This is a genomic window from Kitasatospora sp. CMC57 (genome assembly GCF_045866025.2).
Classification (GTDB): domain Bacteria; phylum Actinomycetota; class Actinomycetes; order Streptomycetales; family Streptomycetaceae; genus Kitasatospora.
This window is the reverse complement of sequence record NZ_AP035881.2, coordinates 2,672,512-2,689,855: the sequence shown is the minus strand read 5'-3', so window position 1 is coordinate 2,689,855 and position 17,344 is coordinate 2,672,512. Positions and strand designations below refer to the sequence as shown.

Below are 17,344 nucleotides of genomic sequence, written 5' to 3'. Positions count from 1 at the left end.
GCGCTCCTTACTCTCCGTCAGGCTATGACAATTCGGACAGGCCAGCGCGCTGCCTCGGCCGATCGGTGAGCCGCTCTACGGTGGTGTCATGACTCTCCCCGCCTTCACCGCCCACGGCACAGGTACCCCGCTGGTACTGCTGCACGCTTTCCCGCTGGCCGCCCGGATGTGGCAGGCCCAGATCGAGTCGCTGGGGGACGTCGCCCTGGTGATCACGCCGGACCAGCGCGGGTTCGGCGGCTCGGCCCCGGCCGAGGGGACGCCCTCGCTCGAACTGGTGGCGGACGACATCGCGGCGGTCCTCGACGAGTTGGGCGTCGAACGGGCGGTGATCGGCGGCCTGTCGATGGGCGGGTACGTGGCGATGGCCTTCGCCCGGCGGCACGCCGACCGGGTCGCCGGACTGCTCCTCGCCGACACCAAGGCGGTCGTGGACGGCGACGCCGCCCGGGCCAACCGGGAGCGGATCGCCGCAGCGGTACTGGCCAGGAACAGCGTCCGGATCCTGGCGGAGGAGAAGATCGAGGACGGCCTGCTCGGTCCTGCCGTCGCCCCCGAACTGGCTGACCGGGTCCGGGAGATGATCGCCGAAGCCTCCCCGGAGGCGGTCGCTTGGGCCCAGCGGGCGATGGCCGCCCGGCCCGACTCGCTGCCCACCCTCGCCGCCCTGGCCGTGCCGGCCGCCGTGGTGGTCGGCGAGCACGACGCCCTGACGCCGCTGGCGGAGGCCAGGGTGATGGCGGAGACGCTCCCGGACGCCGAACTGACCGTCATCCCGGGAGTGGGGCACCTGAGTTCGCTGGAGGCCCCGGAGAGCTTCAACGCGGTCGTCCGGGCGCTGCTGCGGCGCTGCTAGGCCCTGTCCGGGCGATCGTGTCGGATCAGCGTCCAGCCGGGCTGTGACATCAGCCGTCGGCGCGGCGGGTCCGACGTCGCACGTCCGGCAAGATCGCCGGGACAGGGCCTAGGGCCGGTCCCGGCGGTCCTGTCGGCTGTGACACCTGCGGCGGGCGCCCGCGCGGCGGAGCCCCGGCGCCTGGGTCGTGCAACCGCACGCACCACGGGCCCGCACCCCCGGTGGGGAGTGCGGGCCCGTGGTGACCGGGTGTCAGCGGGACTGCTGGGCGGGGACGCCGAGGGCGTCGTCCGTCGGCAGGGTGGCGGCGGCCACGGCCGCGCCGGTGAGGGTGGCGAGCATCTCGCGCACGTTGGTGAGCTGGGCGTTGATCGAGTCGCGGCGGTTGGTGAGCGCCGCCAGCTCGCGCTCGGACTCGCTGCGGATCCGGTCGGCCTTGGCGTTCGCGTCGGCCACGATGTCCTCGGACTGGCGCTGGGCCGTCTCCACCGTCTGGCGGGCGCGGCGCTCGGCGTCGGTGCGGAGCTTCTCGGCCTCCAGGCGGAGCTGCTCGGCGCGGTGCTCGATCTCGGCCAGACGCTTCTCGGCCTTGGCCTGACGGGCCGCCAGGTCGCGCTCGGACTGCTCGCGGCGCTTGGCCAGGTTGGTCTCGAACTCCAGCGCGGCCTGGGCGGCCTTGGTGCGGGTCTCCTCGAAGAGGGCGTCCGCCTCCTCGCGCTTGTTCTGCGCGTCCTTGTTGGCCTCGGCGCGGAGCTGGGCGCTGTCGCTCTTGGCCTTGTCGACGATCCGCAGACCCTCGTCCTCTGCCTTGGCCTTGCGGTCCTTGGCGTAGTTCTCCGCCTCGGTCCGCACCTGCTGCGCGGCGGCCTCGGCCAGCTCGCGGTGCTGCTCGGCGGCGCGGTGCGCCTCGTCGCGCAGGTCCTTGGCCTCCTCCTCGGCGAGGCGGAGGATCTTCTCGACCCGGGCACCGAGCCCGGCGTACGAGGGCTCGGCGTCGGTGACCGCGGCCTGGGCGCTCTGGGTCTCCAGGTGGAGCTCCTCGATGCGCTTCTCCAGCGCGCCGATCCTGGTCAGCGCGGAGTCGCGGTCGGCCACCAGCTTGGTGATCCGCTCGTCGACCTGGGCGCGCTCGTACCCACGGCGCACCAGGTCGAAGCCGTGAGGGGAGTGACTGTCGCTCATGGGGTTCTGGGCTTCCTGTCGTTAACCGCTGAGGTGGTTGAGGGAATCCTGACACGTTATCGGAGTGTCGACGGCGAAACGCCGTTGCTTCGCGGACAATGTCCGCTCAATCGGGTGGTGCCCCGCCGGAGCGATTGCCACCCGAACGGGGCGTACCCACACCGGCACCGGCCTTCGGGGCCCCGTCCTTCTTTCCACTGCTTCCCCCGTTGCCCTGCGCGACCGGTGACGGTGCCTCAAAGGCCTCCAGCGCGGAGAGCACGTCCTGGACCCGAGAGATCTCGGTGTTGATGTCCTTGCGCCGGCGTACCAGCTCGTCCAACTCCCGGCGGCCCTCGTCGGTCACGCGCTTCGCCTCGGCGCGTGCCTCGGACAGCAGCCGCTCGGCCTCCTGGTTCGCCAGCGAGAGCTGCTCCTCCGCCGTCTCCTCGGCCCGCCGCAGCCGCTTCTCGGCCTGCTCGGAGGCGGCTTCGAGCTGCTGCTCGGCCTCCTCCTGGGCGGACTTCAGCCGCTCCTCGGCCTCGGTGTGCGTCCGGTCGGCGCGCGCCGTGGAGTCGGCGAGCTTCTGCTCCGCCTCCTTGAGCAGGCCCTCGGCCTTGCGCACCGCCGAGATCCGGACCTTGCCGGCCTCCGCGGACGCCTCCGAGGTGAGCTCGGCGGCCTTCTCCTCGGCCTCGGCGACCAGCTTGGCCGCTCGCTCCTCGGCGTCGGCCACGGCCTTGGCGGCCTGCTCCTCGGCCTCGGTGAGCTGCTCCTGAGCCGCTGTCACCAGGGTGTCCACCCGCTCGCCGGCCGACTTCATGGCCTGCGCGTTCTCCTTGCGGGCCCGCTCGTGCAGCGCCTCGATCTCGGCGTCGGTGCGCTCGCGCAGCTCCTCCGCCCGCTCGCGGACGGCGGTGGCGTCCCGGCGGGCCTCGGACAGCAGCGCGTCGGCGTCCGCCCTGGCGCGCTCCACCTCGGCCTGCCCGGCCGCCTCGCCGGCGGCGGTGAGCCGCTCGGCCTCCTTGCGGGCGGCCGCCACCATCGCGTCGGCCTGCTCCTCGGCGGCGGTGGTGGTGGCCAGTGCGGTGGCCTGGGCGTCCTCGCCGAGCGACTCGGCGTCCGCGAACGCCTTCTCCAGCACCGACTTGGCCTGCTCCCGGGTGGCCCGGTCGAACTGCTCGGCGGCCTCCCTGGTCTCCCGGTCGTACGCGTCGGCCCGGCTCCGGGTGGCGGTCTCGTAGTCCTCCGCCAGGGTGCGGGTGGCCAGCGCGTACTCCTCGGCCTCGGCCCGCAGCGCGGCGGCGAACTCCTCCGCCTCGGCGATCGCGAGCGCGGCGCGCTCCTCCGCCTCGTGGGTGGTCTGCCTGGCCTGCGCCTCGGCCTCGGCCCGGCACTGCCCGGCGAAGGCGAGCGCGTCGGCCCGTTCGGCCTCCGCCTCGGCCCGCAGCCGCTCGTCGTACGCCCGCGCGTCGGCCCGCTGCTGCCCGATCTCGGCGGCGGCGTGCTCCCGGTCCGTGGCCAGCTCGGCGGCGGTCCGCTCGTGCAGCGCGGTGGTCTCCGCCTCGGCGGCGGCGCGGAGTTCGGCGCTGTCCCGTTCGGCGGTCTCCCGCAGCTCGGCGGCCTCCAGCTCGGCCAGCTCGCGGAGCTCGGCGCTCTCCCGCTCGGCGGTGGCGCGCAGTTCGGCGATCTGCTGGGAGGCGGTCTCGTACAGACCGGCCACCGACTGACGGGTCTCCGCTGCCTCGTCCTCGGCGACGGAGACCAGCTCGGCCGCCTTGTCCTCGGCCGCGGCCCGCAGCTCGGCGATCTCGGCCTCCGCCTCGGCGCGCAACTCGCCCACCTCGGCGACCGCGGTGGCGGCCCGCTCCTGCGCCTCGGCCAGCTCCCGGGCGGCCTCGGCCCGCAGCGCGGTGGCCTCCGCCTCGGCGGTGGCGTGCAGCTCAGCGGCCTCCCGCTCGGCGGTGGCCCGGAGTTCGGCGGTCTCGGCGGCCGTACGCTCGGCCAGCTCGGTGGTCTCGGCGGCGACCAGGGCGCGCAGCGCGGTGGCCTCCGCCTCGGTGGTGGCCCGCAGCTCGGCGGCCTCGGCCGCCGTACGCTCCGTCAGCTCGGCCGCTTCGGCCGCGGCGGCGGCCCGCAGCGCGGTGGTCTCGGCCTCGGCGGCAACCCGCAGCTCGGCGGTCTCCCGCTCGGCGGTCGAGCGCAGGTCGGCGGCGACGGTGGTGGCCTCGGCCCGCTCGGTCCTGGCGGCGGCCAGCAGTTCGGCGGCCTCACGCTGCTCGCGCTCCAGCGCGGCACTCGCCTCGGCCCGCTCGCGGCGGCTCTCCTCGCGCAGCGCGTGGGCATCGGCCTCCGCCTCGCCGCGCTGCTGGAGGGCCCAACTCTTCGCTCCGGCACGGTGGTTGTCGGCCCACTCGGCGGCCTCGACCCGGGTCGCCTCGGCGGCGGCGCGGCTCTCGGCGGCCAGCCGCTCGGCGGCGGCCTGTGCCTCGGCCCGGACCCGCTGGTCGAACTCGGCTGCCTCGCGGCGGAGTTCGGCGGTCTCCCGCTCGGCGGCGCCCCGGTTCTCGGCGGCGGCGGCCTTGGCGGCGGTGATCGCGTCCTGGCCCTGCTGCTCGGCTCCGGCGACCAGCTTCTCGGCCTCGGCCCGGGCCCGGGCGAGCGTCTGCTCGGCCCGGCCCTGGGTCTCCACCGCCTGCGCCTCGGCCTGCTCGCGCAGCCGTTCCACGTCGGCCGCCGCGCTCGCGCGCAGCTCGTCCGCGTCGGTCTTGGCCTTGGTCAGCAGCTCCTCGGCAGTCTTCGCGGACTCCTCCATCCGGAGCACCGCCTGCCGCCGGGCCTCGTTCTCCAGGCGCTCCGCCTCGGCGGCCGCCTGGTTGCGCAACTCCTCAGCCTCGGCGCGGAGTTGGGCGGCCTCGTCATGGGCCTGGCGGATCTGCTCGCGGAGTGCGGCGGCGTCCTCCAGCGCGGCGTTCTGGGCCTGCTCCATCGCGGCCCTGGCCTGCTCGCGGAGCTTCTCGGCCTCGGCGCCCGCCTCGGCCAGCAGCCGTTCGGCCTCGCTGTCGGCCGCCGCCACGGTGGCCTCGGCCTCGGCCCGGGCGCGGGAGACCGCCTCCTCGGCCTGCTTGGCGGCCTTGGCAAGGTGGACGGTGGCGTCCTTGGCCCCTTCGGCCCGGCCGGCCTCGCGGGCCTCGGCGGCCAATTGCTCGGCGGCGGCCTGCGCCTCGGCGCGCAGCGCGGCGGCCTCCGCCTCGGCCTCGGCGCGCATCGCGGCGATGGCCGCCTCGGCCTCGTTCCGCAGCTGGGTGGCGACACTCTCGGCCGCGCCGCGCAGCCGCTCGCTCTCCTCGGCGGCGGCGGCCCTGGCGGCCTCCGCCTCGGCCTTGGCGTTGGCGGCCTCGGCCTTGATCCGGTCGGTCTCCTTGGTGGCGGTGGCCACCATCCGGGCGATCTCGGCCTTGGCGGTCTGCGAACGCTGGTCGCTGGCGGCCTCGCCGTCCGCGACCAGCCGCTGCACCGCGGCCTCCGCCTCGATCTGCAACTGCTCGGCGGCGGCCTCGGCGCGGGCGCGCAGCTCGGCGGCCTCCTGGCGGGCCCGCTCGGCCTCGGCCAGCGCCTCGGTACGCAGCCGCTCTATCTCGGCCTGGGCCTGGTCGAGCGCCTCGCTCGCACGCCGCTGGTCCTCCGCAGCCTGCTGCTTGAGCTGGGCGATCTCGGCCTGGGCCACCGCGAGCTGCTGCTCGGCGGCGGCCTGCGCCCCGGCCAGCTGCTGCTGGGCCTCGCCGGTGACGGCCTCGGCCTGCGCGTTGGCCTGCTGGGCCTGCTCGGAGGCGGCCCTGAGCAGGCGCTCGGCGTCGTTCTGGGCGCGGACCAGGGCGGCTTCCACCGCGGCCTGCGCCTCGCCCCGGGCTGCGTCCACGTCGGCGGCGGTCTGCGCCCGGGCGTGGTCGGCCAGCGCGGCGGCCTCGGCCCTGGCGGCGGCGATCATCCGCTCGGCCTCGGCCTGGGCCTCCTGGAGCAGTCGCTGGGACTCCTGCTCGGTGCCGGCCCTGGTCTGCTCGGCCCAGTTGACGTTCTCGTTGACGTGGCGCTCGGCGCTGCGGCGCAGCTCGGCGAGCTCCTCGTCCAGCTGGCGGCGGCGGGCGGCCAGCTCGGCCTCGAGGCGGGCGGTGCGTTCGGCGGCCTCGGCCATCAGCCGCTGGGTGGCCGCCTGGGAGTCGCGGAGCTGGCGTTCGGCCTCGGCGCGGAGCTGCTGGGCCTGCATCTCGGCGTTGAGCAGGAGCTGCTCGGCCTGCCCGGAGACGGAGTCGAAGGCGCGCGGCTGGGCGAGCTGCCGACGGGATTCGTGCAGCTTGGCCCGGAGCACCTCCACCTGGTAGGCGAGGTCCTCGGCATGCTGGACGGTCTTGTCCCGCTCCTTGCGAGTCCGATCCATCTCGGCCTCGAACTGGGAGAGGTGATCGTCAGCCTCGTAGCGGTCGTTGCCCCGCACTCCGCGGTCCCATCCATCTCCTGGTCGCGTCCTCGACCCGGCCGGCCGGTGAACCCCACCGTGGGGGCCGGATCAGCTGGTCCTTGCAGCCGTGGCGGGTGCCACGGACGGAGTCACCGGGCACCGGCGCGCGACGGTGTCGCGCTCCGCCGTCCGAGTGGACTCCTGAGCGAACTCTTGCCTGTGGAGAATGGTGACAGATCCGGTCCTCGGCCCTACAGCCGCGCCCGGTTGGTGGACTCCCCTTGTGCCGGGATCAGCCCTCGCTGCCCCCGCCACCGGCCGTGCCCGCCGGACCGGTCCTCCCCGGAGCTTTGCGCACTTCGGCATTGTAGTGTGCGCGGCCCGCAGGGGAATGGGCGAGTGGGGGTTTTCCGAGGTTACCGACCGGTCGTGGGCGGGGCCGCGGGGCGGCGACCCCGCCGGGAGGTCAGTGGCCGGTGGCCGCCGAGGTGACCAGCTCGGTCAGCACGCCGCCGCAGTCCTTCGGGTGCAGGAAGGTGATCCGGGAGCCCATCGAGCCGATCCGGGGCTCCTCGTACAGCACCCGGACGCCCTTGGCCTTGATGTCGGCGGCGTCGCCGTCCACGTCGGCAGTGCCGAAGGCGATGTGGTGCACGCCCTCGCCGTTCTTCGCCAGCCACTTGGCGACCGTGGAGTCCTCCCGGGTCGGCTCCAGCAGCTGGAGGTAGGAGGCGCCGCCGTCGCCGGTGTCGTTGATCTTCAGCATCGCCTCGCGGACGCCCTGCTCCTCGTTCACCTCGCTGTGGAAGACCTCGAAGCCGTACGTGGCGCGGTAGAACTCGACGGTCTTGTCCAGGTCGAAGCAGGCGATCCCGATGTGGTCGATGCGGGTCAGCACGGCTGGCCTCCGGGAGGAGTGAGGGGTTTGAAGGGCGGGTACCAGTGCAGCGCACGGAGTTGAGGGAGCGCCAGCATGCCGCGTGCGAGCCTGCTCACAATTCACCCAAGCTGTGCTGACACGGTGTTGACCAGGCAGTGACACGTGCCGCTGATCACACCTCGGCTCCGGTGACGCACGGGTTACGGGTCAGTACATTGAGCCGCGTCCCCACACCCTCATGGCCTTGACGCGCGAAGGGGCTCGTCTCATGACTACTTCAGTGATCGTCGCAGGTGCCCGAACCCCGATGGGCCGGCTGCTCGGCTCGCTCAAGGGCTTCTCCGGTGCCGAGCTCGGCGGCTTCGCGATCAAGGCCGCGGTGGAGCGGGCCGGGTTGACCCCCGACCAGGTCCAGTACGTGATCATGGGCCAGGTGCTCCAGGCCGGGGCCGGTCAGATCCCCGCCCGCCAGGCCGCCGTCAAGGCCGGCATCCCGCTGAACGTCCCGGCGCTGACCATCAACAAGGTCTGCCTCTCCGGTCTGGACGCGATCGCGCTGGCGGACCAGCTGATCCGCGCGGGCGAGTTCGACATCGTGGTCGCGGGCGGCCAGGAGTCGATGACCAACGCCCCGCACCTGCTGCCGAAGTCCCGCGAGGGCTACAAGTACGGCGCGATCGAGATGCTCGACTCGATGGCCCACGACGGTCTGACCGACGCCTACGAGTCAATCCCGATGGGCGAGTCGACCGAGAAGCACAACACCCGGCTCGGAATCGGCCGCGAGATCCAGGACCAGCTGGCCGCGCTCTCCCACCAGCGCGCCGCCGCCGCGCAGAAGAACGGCGTCTTCGACGCCGAGATCGTGCCGGTGGAGATCCCGCAGCGCAAGGGCGACCCGGTCGTCTTCAGCCAGGACGAGGGCATCCGCGGCGAGACCACGGTGGAGACGCTGGCCAAGCTGCGCCCGGCGTTCACCAAGGACGGCACCATCACGGCCGGCACCGCCTCGCAGATCTCCGACGGCGCGGCCGCGGTGATCGTGATGAGCAGGGCCAAGGCCGAGGAGCTGGGCCTGAGCTGGATCGCCGAGATCGGCGCGCACGGCAACGTCGCGGGCCCGGACAACTCGCTCCAGTCGCAGCCGTCCAACGCCATCAAGCACGCCCTCTCCAAGGAGGGCATCGGCGTCGAGGACCTCGACCTGATCGAGATCAACGAGGCCTTCGCGGCAGTCTCGCACCAGTCGATGAAGGACCTCGGCGTCACCGAGGACAAGGTCAACGTGAACGGCGGCGCGATCGCGCTCGGCCACCCGATCGGGATGTCCGGCGCCCGCGTGGTGCTGCACCTGGCGCTGGAGCTCCAGCGCCGTGGCGGCGGGGTCGGCGCGGCCGCGCTCTGCGGCGGTGGCGGCCAGGGCGACGCGCTGATCGTCCGGGTGCCCCGGGTCTGACCGGCTGACGTACTGTCGGGGCCGCCGGACTCCACGTCCGGCGGCCCTTCCTTAGTTTGCCTAGTGACCGAGGAGCACCCGCATGATCGACGTCCCCACGCTGGTCGAGCAGGCCCGGGAGGGGCGCCCGCGCGCCGTGGCACGGCTGATCTCGCTGGTGGAGAACGCCGCCCCGCAACTGCGGGAGGCGATGGCCGCGTTGGCGCCGTACACCGGGCAGGCCTACACGGTCGGGCTGACCGGTTCGCCCGGGGTCGGCAAGTCGACCTCGACCTCCGCGCTGGTCTCCGCGTACCGGCGGCTCGGCAAGCGGGTCGGCGTGCTGGCGGTCGACCCCTCGTCACCGTTCTCCGGCGGGGCGTTGCTCGGCGACCGGGTCCGGATGCAGGAGCACGCCACCGACCCGGAGGTGTTCATCCGCTCGATGGCCACCCGGGGGCACCTCGGCGGGCTCTCCTGGTCGGCGCCGCAGGCCCTGCGGGTGCTGGACGGGGCGGGCTGCGAGGTGATCCTGGTGGAGACCGTCGGGGTCGGCCAGTCCGAGGTGGAGGTGGCCGCCCAGGCCGACACCACCGTGGTGCTGCTCGCGCCCGGCATGGGTGACGGCATCCAGGCGGCCAAGGCCGGAATCCTGGAGATCGGCGACGTCTTCGTGGTCAACAAGGCCGACCGGGACGGCGCCGACGCCACCGCGCGCGAGCTCAACCACATGCTCGGGCTCGGCGAGGCGCGGGACGCGGGGGACTGGCGGCCGCCGATCGTGAAGACCGTGGCCGCACGCGGCGAGGGCATCGACGAGGTGGTCGAGGCCCTGGAGAAGCACCGGGCCTGGCTGGCCGAGACCGGTGAACTCGCGGTCCGGCGGCGGCGGCGGGCGGCCGACGAGATCGAGGCGATCGCGCTCTCCACGCTCCGGGCCCGGATCGGCGACCTGCACGGCGACCGGCAGCTGTCCGCCCTGGCGGAGCGCGTCGCGGACGGCACGTTGGACCCGTACGGAGCAGCGGACACCCTGGTCGCCGGACTGACGCGGAGCTGAGCTTCCCGCCGGGGGCTCGGTTGCACCACCAGGGGCCCGAGCCACTGGACAGCGCGACCTGACCGGCTGCCTAGCTGCGGCCGCGCAGGCTCCGCAGGTGCTCCGCCACCGGCGCGAGCGCGGCGTGGAGGGTCTCGATCTGCTCCGGGGTGAAGCGGTCGATGAAGTGGTGGCGCACCGAGCGGACGTGGTCCGGGGCGACCTTCTGCAGGATCTCCCAACCCTGTTCGGTGAGGTGGGCGTAGAGACCGCGACGGTCGCCCGGACACTCCTGGCGGAGGACCAGGCCGGCGGTCTCCATCCGGGTGATCTGGTGCGAGAGCCGGCTCTTGGACTGCAGGGTGGCGGTGGCCAGGTCGGTCATCCGCATCCGGCGGTCGGGGGACTCGGAGAGGACGACCAGGATCTCGTAGTCGTTGTTGGCGAGACCGTGCGGCTGGAGCTCCCGGCCGAGCTGGTAGTCCAGCAGGTGGCTGACCTCCAGATGGGCACGCCAGAACTGCTGCTCCTTGGCGGAGAGCCAAGGGGTCTCCTCCTCCGGCGAGGACGAGGAGGAGACCGCTGCGGGGGTGTCGGCGGGGGTGTCCATGGCAACACTATAGCCGAGGTTGTTAAAAGTTATACAATTAGACGAACCGTAGTACCTACAGGCCGAAGCGCCGCCCGAGGTCGCCGAGGTTCCCCAGGCCGGGGACGTTCACGTTCGGCAACTGGGTCTGACCCTGGCCGTGGCCCTGCTGCTGCGGCATGCCGTACCCGCCGCCAGGGACGCCCGCCTCCTGGTGCACCACGCCGACCGATCGCTCGGCCATCAGCGTCTCACTGGACTGGATCAGCACCGTGCCGGCCCCGATGAACTCGAACTGGTGCTCCTCGCCCGAGGCCCCGCCGAGCCCGGTCAGCTGACGCAGTCCGCCGAGCACGCCGTGCATGTAGCCGTGGTCGTAGTGGTGGCAGGGCGCGGGGCAGTCGGCCCAGCCGACCAGCGCCTGCGGGTCGACCCGGATCGGCGGCTCGACGAAGTGCACCGGACCGTTCGAGGCGGCCACGAACTTGCCGGTGCCGATCAGGGTGAGGAAGCCCGGGATGATCGACTGCTTGAGCGCCAGGGTCGGTTCAAAGGCCAGCAGGTTGCCCGAACGGACCGTCAGGTTGCCGTTCTCCAGGTCGTACGAGTTGAGGTCGAAGGCCCGGTCGGCGAGCAGCAGCTTGCCCCGGCCCTCGGCCACCACCCAGTCGGTGGCGTGCAGCGGGGAGTTGAAGTTGCGGCCGAGCGCGCGGTCGATCGAGCCGTGACCGATGCCGGAGAAGCGGACGTCGCCGTAGTAGGCGATCATCTTCCCCTTCTGCAGGTAGTACGGGCCGTTCAGGTCGACCGAGAAGGCGTACGGGTTGACGTTGTCGTTCGCCGGCAGGCTGTGCGCGTCGTGCACCTGCGGGCTCTCGGGTGCGCCGTGACCGGGCTGCGCCGGGTACTGCTGGGGGGCGCCGTAGCCGGGCTGCTGCGGCGGGTACTGGGGCGGGTAGGACATCAGAGCTTCTCCTCGCTCGCCTGGACGTACACCACACCGTTGCCGGACAGCTCCAGCTGGAACGCCTCGCCGGAGCCCCGTCCGACCATGTCGCGCCAGCCCACCGAGGTGGACAGCTTGTTCTGGACCTGGCCGCGGTGGGCGACGTACGCCTGCGGGTCGACGTGCACCGGCTGGTTCGGGGTGATCGGCAGTTCGACGAATCCGCCGTGCGCCATCACCGCGACCGAACCCTGGCCGCTCAGCTGGGTGGTGAACAGGCCCTGCCCGCTGACCTGGCCGCGCACCATGCCCATCACGCCGCCCTGCGAGCCGAGGAAGACGGTGGTCTGCCGGAGCGTGCCGTCGAAGGCGAGCAGCCGGTCCGCCTCGACGTTCAGGGTGTCGCCGTTGAGCTCGATGACCTGGATGTGGTGGCCGCCGTGGCCGAACAGCACGGTGCCCTGACCCTCGACGGTCATCAGCGGGACGTCCTCATTGGCGACCCGGCGTCCGATCATGCCCAGTACACCGCCCTGACCACCGGTCAGATTGGGGGTGAAGCCGACCTCACCGGTGTACGCGATCATCGAGCCGCGCTGGCTGAAGATCCGCTGCCCGGGGAAGACCTTGGCCTCGATCAGCTTGCTGTTGATCTTGGTGAACGGCATCAGACGTCGCCCCCGAAGGTGAGTCGCTCGGAGGGCTGGACGTAGACCAGGCCCTCGCCGGTGAACTCCACCTGCATCGCCTCACCGCCGCCCTCGCCGATCAGCGTGGTCCAGCCGCCGCCGGACTTGAGCGCGCGGTTGAGGTTGCCGGTGTGCGCGACGTACGCGCCCGGGTCCACCCGCAGCGGCTGCCCCTGGGAGACCCGGAGGATGATCGCCGGGCCCTTGGAGGTGAGCGCGGCCCAGCCGTGCCCGTCCACCTTGGTGGTGAACAGGCCGGTGCCGGAGGCCATCCCGTTCAGGCCGGTGAAGCTGGTGCCGGTGTGCAGGCTGCCCTCGGTGCAGAGCAGGTTGTCCGCCTCGACGAACAGCGTCTCGCCGTTCAGCCGTACGAGGTTGACCTCGGTGGCCCGGTCGGCGAAGAAGCAGGTGCCCTGCCCCTGGACCTCCATGACCTCCATCTGCTCGCCCGTCAGCCGGCGGGTGACCATGCCTCGAAGGCCGTTGCCACCGCCGCTGAGCTTCTTGAAGTTCATCTGGCCCGTGTACGCAACCATGCATCCGTTGCGGGCCTTGACCGCGTCGCCCGTCATGTCGACGGCGAGCACCTTTGATCCCTGGAGTCGAAACTGTGCCACGCGGTGACCATAGCGGCCGTCGGCGGACCTCCGGGAGGGGGTGGCGGTCACTGGTACACATCCGGTACACGGCCCCGGCCGCCGGAGCCAGGTAGGGAACCGGTCATAATGGGTGGCCGGTTTGTGCACCGGTTCACAAGTCGGCCGATCCCCGGAGTGAGGTACCCCGCCGTGAAGAGCAGCGCCGTCCACCGTCTGCGTCTCGTGTCCGCCCCCGAGGGCCTGTCCTTCCTGCTGCTGCTGGTCTGCTCGGTGCTCAAGCGCACCACCGACTTCAACGCGGTGCCGGTGATGGGTTCCGTGCACGGCGCGCTCTTCGTGCTGTACGTGGTCTTCCTTGCGCTGGCCTGGCAGAAGCAGCGCTGGGACGCCAAGCGCGGCGCGACCCTGTTCGTGCTGTCGGTGCTGCCGTTCGGCGGCTTCGTGGCCGAGCGGATGCTCGCCAAGGAGGAGCGCGGCGAGTACCCGGGCACCGGACAGCCCGCCACCGCCTGACGCCTCGAACACACGGAAGCCCGGGTCTCCCCTCCGAGGGACCCGGGCTTCCGCGTGTTCAGGTGGCGGGACGTCAGTTGACGTTGACGCCGGACCAGGCGGCCGCGACCGCGTTGTACTCGGTGCTGCCCGAGCCGTACAGGTCCGCCGCCGCCTTGAGGGTGCCGGTACGGGCGCCCGCGTAGTCGGTGGTGGAGGTCCAGTACACGGTCAGCGCGCGGTACCAGATGGCGGCGGCCTTGTCCCGGCCGATGCCGGTCAGGGTGGAGCCGTTGGAGGTCGGGCTGTTGTAGCTGACGCCGTTGATGCTCTTGGCGCCGCTGCCCTCGGAGAGCAGGTAGAAGAAGTGGTTGCCGACGCCCGAGGAGTAGTGGACGTCCAGGCTGCCGACACCGGAGGACCAGGAGTCGGCGGAGCCGCCGTCCTTGGAGGGCTTGTCCATGTAGCGGAGCGGCGTGCCGTTCCCGTTGAGGTCGATCAGCTCGCCGATCAGGTAGTCACCCTTGTCGGACGCGAGGTTCGCGCTGAACTCCACCATGGTGCCGAAGATGTCCGAGGTGGACTCGTTGAGGCCGCCGGACTCACCCGAGTAGTTCAGGCCCGCGGTGTTGGAGGTGACGCCGTGCGTCATCTCGTGGCCGGACACGTCCAGCTCGGTCAGCGGGTGGGTGTTGGAGGCACCGTCGCCGTACGTCATGCAGAAGCACTGGTCGGACCAGAACGCGTTGACGTAGTTGCGGCCGTAGTGCACCCGGCTGAAGGCGCCGACACCGTCGTTGCGGATGCCGAGGCGGCCGAACGAGTTCTTGTAGTAGTCCCAGGTGGCTGCCGCGCCGAACTGGGCGTCCACGGCGGCCGACTGGCTGCTGGAGACCAGGCCGGTGCCCCAGACGTTGTCGGTGTCGGTCAGCAGGGTGCCGTTGCCCGAGGTCTTGTTGTTGAGCGTGGTGGTGTACATGTTGCCCCGGCTGGGGTCCTTCAGCTGGAACGTGCCGCTCGCCGAGTTGGTGGTCAGCGCGACCGAACCGACGAACACGCCCTTGCCGCTGCCGGTCGCGGCCGCGGTGAGGTACTGCTCGTGCGTGGAGAGCACCTCGCCGGTGGCGGCGTCGGTGACCAGCTTCTGGGCGCTGGGTATGCCGTTGTCCCGGACGCCCTCGACCACGGTCTCGTAGGCCAGGCGCGGGGTGCCGGAGGTGGCCCAGATCACCAGGTTCGGCGTGGATGAGCCGGTGACCTCCTTGATCGGGCTCTCGTCCTCGTCGATGGTCAGGCCGACGGTGGCCTGCACGGCGCCGGTGGCCTGCTTGGCGGCCTTCTCGGCGGGCACGGCGGGGGTCAGGCTGGGCAGCGCGAGCTGCGCCTCGGCGGCCTTGTCCACGGACTTGACCTTGCCGGCCGGGTTCAGGTGCGCGACCAGGTCGCCACCGACGACCGGCAGGCCGGCGTAGGTGCGCTCGAAGCGCAGGTGCTTGGCGCCGTTGGCGTCGATCACGGCGTCCTTGGCGACCAGCGCCTCCGAGGAGCCGAGGCCGGCGGCCTTGGCCACGGCCGGGGCGTACGACTGGGCCAGCGACTTCAGCTCGTCGCGCTGCAGGGCGGAGCCCTTGCTGCTCGCGGTGAGGGGGGCGGCCTGCGCCGTACCGGCGCTGACCTGGATGGCGCTGGCGAGGATCACCGTGGCCGAGAGTGCGGCTCCGACAGTCAGCTTTCGCTTCACGTACGGGTTCCTTCCGAAGATCAACCGCTTGTGCGCGGTCGCACCTCGCACCGGGGCACCAGGGGTTAGTGCCTGAGGGGCGGAGCGGGTGCTGACGTGCTGCTCCGTGCGGTCAAGCGGCAACCGACCGAGGTGTGGGGCGGTCGATTGCCGTAACGGGGCTGGCCAGAAGCATGACAATGCACCTGGTGAAATGACAGGTCTGGGGCGATAGTTGGCCAGCTCCCGCCAGCTCGGCACGCTACGTGATGGCCTGATCGACCGCGTGGCATACCCGGCAAATCTGGTCAATTCCGGCGCCACGACGGAGTTTTGACGCGAACGGAACCTGAACAACCGTCGAAAATCGGTAACTGTCCAGACCAATACGAAGATTGCGGCGGTGTTTCCGTCGATTGCGGTCATGGTATGTACCAGAAACGACAGTGGCGGAACCTCGCCAGACCCCGCCTCTTGATCGTCCCGGCGGGCGCCTGCTAGCGGGAACGCCGCAGCCGGACCTCCCGAACGGAGACCCGGCTGCGGTGCGCTGCGGCGGGGAGGTCAGGTGACGTTGACGCCGGACCAGGCGGCCGCCACCGTCTTGTACTCGGTGCTGGTGGCGCCGTACAGGTCGGTCGCGGCCTTGAGCGTGGCGGCGCGCGCGGCCTTGTAGTTGGTGGTGGAGGTGAAGTACACGGTCAGCGCGCGGTACCAGATCGCGGCGGCCTTGGTGCGGCCGATGCCGGTCACGGTCGAGCCGTTGGAGGTCGGGCTGTTGTAGCTGACGCCGTTGATCACCTTGGCGCCGCTGCCCTCGGAGAGCAGGTAGAAGAAGTGGTTGGCCACACCCGAGGAGTAGTGCACGTCCACGTTGCCGACACCGGAGTACCAGGAGTCCTTGGACGCGCCGTCCTTGGAGGGCTTGTCCATGTAGCGGAGCGGCGTGCCGTTCCCGTTGATGTTGATCTTCTCGCCGATCAGGTAGTCACCCGGGTCGGCCGACAGGTTGGCGTACCACTCGACCATGGTCCCGAAGATGTCGGAGGTGGCCTCGTTGAGGCCGCCGGACTCGCCGGAGTAGACCAGGCCTGCGGTGTTGGAGGTGACGCCGTGCGTCATCTCGTGGCCGGACACGTCCAGCGCGGTCAACGGGTGGGTGTTGGAGGAGCCGTCGCCGTACGTCATGCAGAAGCAGGAGTCGCTCCAGAACGCGTTGACGTAGTTGCTGCCGTAGTGCACCCGGCTGACCGCGCCGACGCCGTCGTTGCGGATGCCCAGGCGGTTGAAGCTGCTCTTGTAGTAGTCCCAGGTCGCCACGGCGCCGTACTGCGCGTCCACGGCGGCCGACTGGCTGTTGGAGGCCAGGCCGTTGCCCCAGACGTTGTCGGCGTCGGTGAACAGCGTGCCGTTGCCCGAGGTGCCGCCGTTCAGCCCGACGGTCCGGGTGTTGCCCCGGGTCGGGTCCTTCAACTCGTACGTGGAGCCGGTGTAGTTGGTGGTCAGGGTGACCGAACCGACGTGCACGCCCTTGCCGCTGCCGGTGGCCGCGCTGGCCAGGTACTGCTCGTGGCTGGCGAGCACCTCGCCGGTGGCGGCGTCGGTGACCAGGTTCTGGGCGCTGGGCGCGCCGTCCTCGCGGACGCCCTCGACGACCGTCCGGTACGCCAGTCGGGGGGTGCCGGACTGGGCCCAGACCACCAGGGTCGGGGCGCCGGTGCCGCTGATCTCCCGGATCGGCGACTCGTCCTTGTCGATGGTCTGGCCGACGGTGGCCTGCACGGCGCCGGTGGCCTGCTCGGCGGCCTTCTCGGCCGACACCGCGGGGCTCAGACCGGGCAGTGCGAGGGTGGCCTCGGAGGCCCGGTCGATCGAGCCGACCCTGCCGTTCGGGGCCAGGTGCGCGACCAGGTCGCCACCGACGACCGGCAGGCCGGCGTAGGTGCGCTCGAAGCGCAGGTGCTTGGCGCCGTTGGCGTCGATCACGGCGTCCTTGGCGACCAGCGCCTCGGTGGCGCCGAGGCCGGCGGCCTTGGCCACGGCCGGGGCGTACGACTGGGCCAGTGCCGTCAGTTCGGCGCGCTGGAAGGTGGAACCCTTGCTCACCGGGGCGGGCATGGCCTGGGCGGTCCCGGCGCTGATCTGGATCGCGCTGGCGAGGATCACCGTGGCGGAGAGTGCGGCTCCGACTGTCAGCTTTCGCTTCACGTACGGGTTCCTTCCGGAGAAAAACCGCGTGTGCGCGGTCGCACCTCGCTCCGGGGCACCAGGGGTTAGTGCCTGCGGGGCGGAGCGGATGCTGACGTGCTGCCCGTGCGGCGGACGACATCCGGCCGGAGTGGGTGGGGCGGCCGGTGCCGTGACGGGACGTGGTCAGTAGCATGACAATGCACGTCTTGAAATGACAGGTCTGGCAAGGGAGTTGGCCAGCTCCCGCCACCGGGCCGGGCGCGACGGTGGCCTGAACGGCCGGGTGGCATTC

At 71.9% G+C, this 17,344-nt stretch carries 13 protein-coding genes; 4 read left to right on the top strand and 9 right to left on the bottom strand.

Annotated features, from left to right (window positions below; translation table 11 throughout):
• Positions 1-88 precede the first annotated feature (88 nt).
• Complete coding sequence (locus ACKUU6_RS11780) at positions 89-856, top strand: alpha/beta fold hydrolase (protein ID WP_407988448.1); 768 nt, start codon at positions 89-91, stop codon at positions 854-856.
• Between the two features lie 252 nt (positions 857-1,108).
• On the opposite strand, the gene ACKUU6_RS11775 is transcribed toward ACKUU6_RS11780, so the two are convergent.
• From ACKUU6_RS11775 to mce, 3 genes are all read right to left on the bottom strand, one after another.
• Positions 1,109-2,038, bottom strand: coding sequence for a cellulose-binding protein (locus tag ACKUU6_RS11775; RefSeq protein ID WP_184914222.1), 930 nt, complete (start codon positions 2,036-2,038; stop codon positions 1,109-1,111).
• 106 nt (positions 2,039-2,144) lie between these two features.
• Complete coding sequence (locus ACKUU6_RS11770) at positions 2,145-6,509, bottom strand: hypothetical protein (RefSeq protein ID WP_407988447.1); 4,365 nt, start codon at positions 6,507-6,509, stop codon at positions 2,145-2,147.
• A gap of 430 nt (positions 6,510-6,939) precedes the next feature.
• Positions 6,940-7,371 carry a methylmalonyl-CoA epimerase gene (gene mce, locus ACKUU6_RS11765; RefSeq protein ID WP_407988446.1) on the bottom strand — a complete coding sequence of 144 codons (432 nt, stop codon included), beginning with the start codon at positions 7,369-7,371 and terminating at the stop codon, positions 6,940-6,942.
• Between the two features lie 250 nt (positions 7,372-7,621).
• On the opposite strand from mce, the gene ACKUU6_RS11760 reads away from it, so the two are divergent.
• Positions 7,622-8,809: an acetyl-CoA C-acetyltransferase gene (locus ACKUU6_RS11760; RefSeq protein ID WP_407988445.1), complete on the top strand. Its 1,188-nt coding sequence runs from the start codon at positions 7,622-7,624 to the stop codon at positions 8,807-8,809.
• An 82-nt stretch (positions 8,810-8,891) separates the two neighbouring features.
• Positions 8,892-9,848 (top strand): methylmalonyl Co-A mutase-associated GTPase MeaB, encoded by a 957-nt coding sequence (gene meaB, locus ACKUU6_RS11755; RefSeq protein ID WP_407988444.1) that lies wholly within the window; start codon positions 8,892-8,894, stop codon positions 9,846-9,848.
• A 70-nt stretch (positions 9,849-9,918) separates the two neighbouring features.
• Here meaB and ACKUU6_RS11750 read toward each other — a convergent pair whose 3' ends face one another.
• Genes ACKUU6_RS11750 through ACKUU6_RS11735 form a run of 4 tightly spaced genes read right to left on the bottom strand, consistent with a single transcriptional unit; the run spans position 9,919 to position 12,668 of the window.
• The gene (locus ACKUU6_RS11750; protein WP_407988443.1) at positions 9,919-10,437 is read right to left on the bottom strand and encodes a MarR family winged helix-turn-helix transcriptional regulator; all 519 of its coding nucleotides are present in this window, start codon (positions 10,435-10,437) and stop codon (positions 9,919-9,921) included.
• A gap of 55 nt (positions 10,438-10,492) precedes the next feature.
• On the bottom strand, positions 10,493-11,380 hold the full coding sequence (locus tag ACKUU6_RS11745; protein ID WP_407988442.1) for an AIM24 family protein: 888 nt from the start codon (positions 11,378-11,380) through the stop codon (positions 10,493-10,495).
• Positions 11,380-12,030: an AIM24 family protein gene (locus ACKUU6_RS11740; RefSeq protein ID WP_407988441.1), complete on the bottom strand. Its 651-nt coding sequence runs from the start codon at positions 12,028-12,030 to the stop codon at positions 11,380-11,382. The genes ACKUU6_RS11745 and ACKUU6_RS11740 overlap by 1 nt, the downstream gene beginning before the upstream one ends.
• Positions 12,030-12,668 (bottom strand): AIM24 family protein, encoded by a 639-nt coding sequence (locus tag ACKUU6_RS11735; RefSeq protein WP_184914207.1) that lies wholly within the window; start codon positions 12,666-12,668, stop codon positions 12,030-12,032. Before ACKUU6_RS11735 ends, ACKUU6_RS11740 begins: the two co-directional genes overlap by 1 nt.
• A 171-nt stretch (positions 12,669-12,839) precedes the next feature.
• Here ACKUU6_RS11735 and ACKUU6_RS11730 point away from each other — a divergent pair, with 171 nt between their 5' ends.
• A complete protein-coding gene (locus tag ACKUU6_RS11730) occupies positions 12,840-13,163 on the top strand; it encodes a DUF3817 domain-containing protein (protein ID WP_407988440.1) in 324 nt (107 codons plus the stop codon).
• A gap of 73 nt (positions 13,164-13,236) precedes the next feature.
• Here ACKUU6_RS11730 and ACKUU6_RS11725 read toward each other — a convergent pair whose 3' ends face one another.
• Positions 13,237-14,883: a M4 family metallopeptidase gene (locus tag ACKUU6_RS11725; protein WP_407988439.1), complete on the bottom strand. Its 1,647-nt coding sequence runs from the start codon at positions 14,881-14,883 to the stop codon at positions 13,237-13,239.
• Positions 14,884-15,426: 543 nt separating this feature from the next.
• The gene (locus ACKUU6_RS11720; RefSeq protein WP_407988438.1) at positions 15,427-17,070 is read right to left on the bottom strand and encodes a M4 family metallopeptidase; all 1,644 of its coding nucleotides are present in this window, start codon (positions 17,068-17,070) and stop codon (positions 15,427-15,429) included.
• Between the last annotated feature and the right edge of the window lie 274 nt (positions 17,071-17,344).

Excerpts from the sequence above, each read along its gene's own strand:
- ACKUU6_RS11780 (WP_407988448.1), top strand. The coding sequence starts at position 89 with ATGACTCTCCCCGCCTTCACCGCCCACGGCACAGGTACCCCGCTGGTA.
- ACKUU6_RS11775 (WP_184914222.1), bottom strand. The coding sequence starts at position 2,038 with ATGAGCGACAGTCACTCCCCTCACGGCTTCGACCTGGTGCGCCGTGGG.
- ACKUU6_RS11760 (WP_407988445.1), top strand. The coding sequence starts at position 7,622 with ATGACTACTTCAGTGATCGTCGCAGGTGCCCGAACCCCGATGGGCCGG.
- meaB (WP_407988444.1), top strand. The coding sequence starts at position 8,892 with ATGATCGACGTCCCCACGCTGGTCGAGCAGGCCCGGGAGGGGCGCCCG.
- ACKUU6_RS11750 (WP_407988443.1), bottom strand. The coding sequence starts at position 10,437 with ATGGACACCCCCGCCGACACCCCCGCAGCGGTCTCCTCCTCGTCCTCG.
- ACKUU6_RS11745 (WP_407988442.1), bottom strand. The coding sequence starts at position 11,380 with ATGTCCTACCCGCCCCAGTACCCGCCGCAGCAGCCCGGCTACGGCGCC.
- ACKUU6_RS11740 (WP_407988441.1), bottom strand. The coding sequence starts at position 12,030 with ATGCCGTTCACCAAGATCAACAGCAAGCTGATCGAGGCCAAGGTCTTC.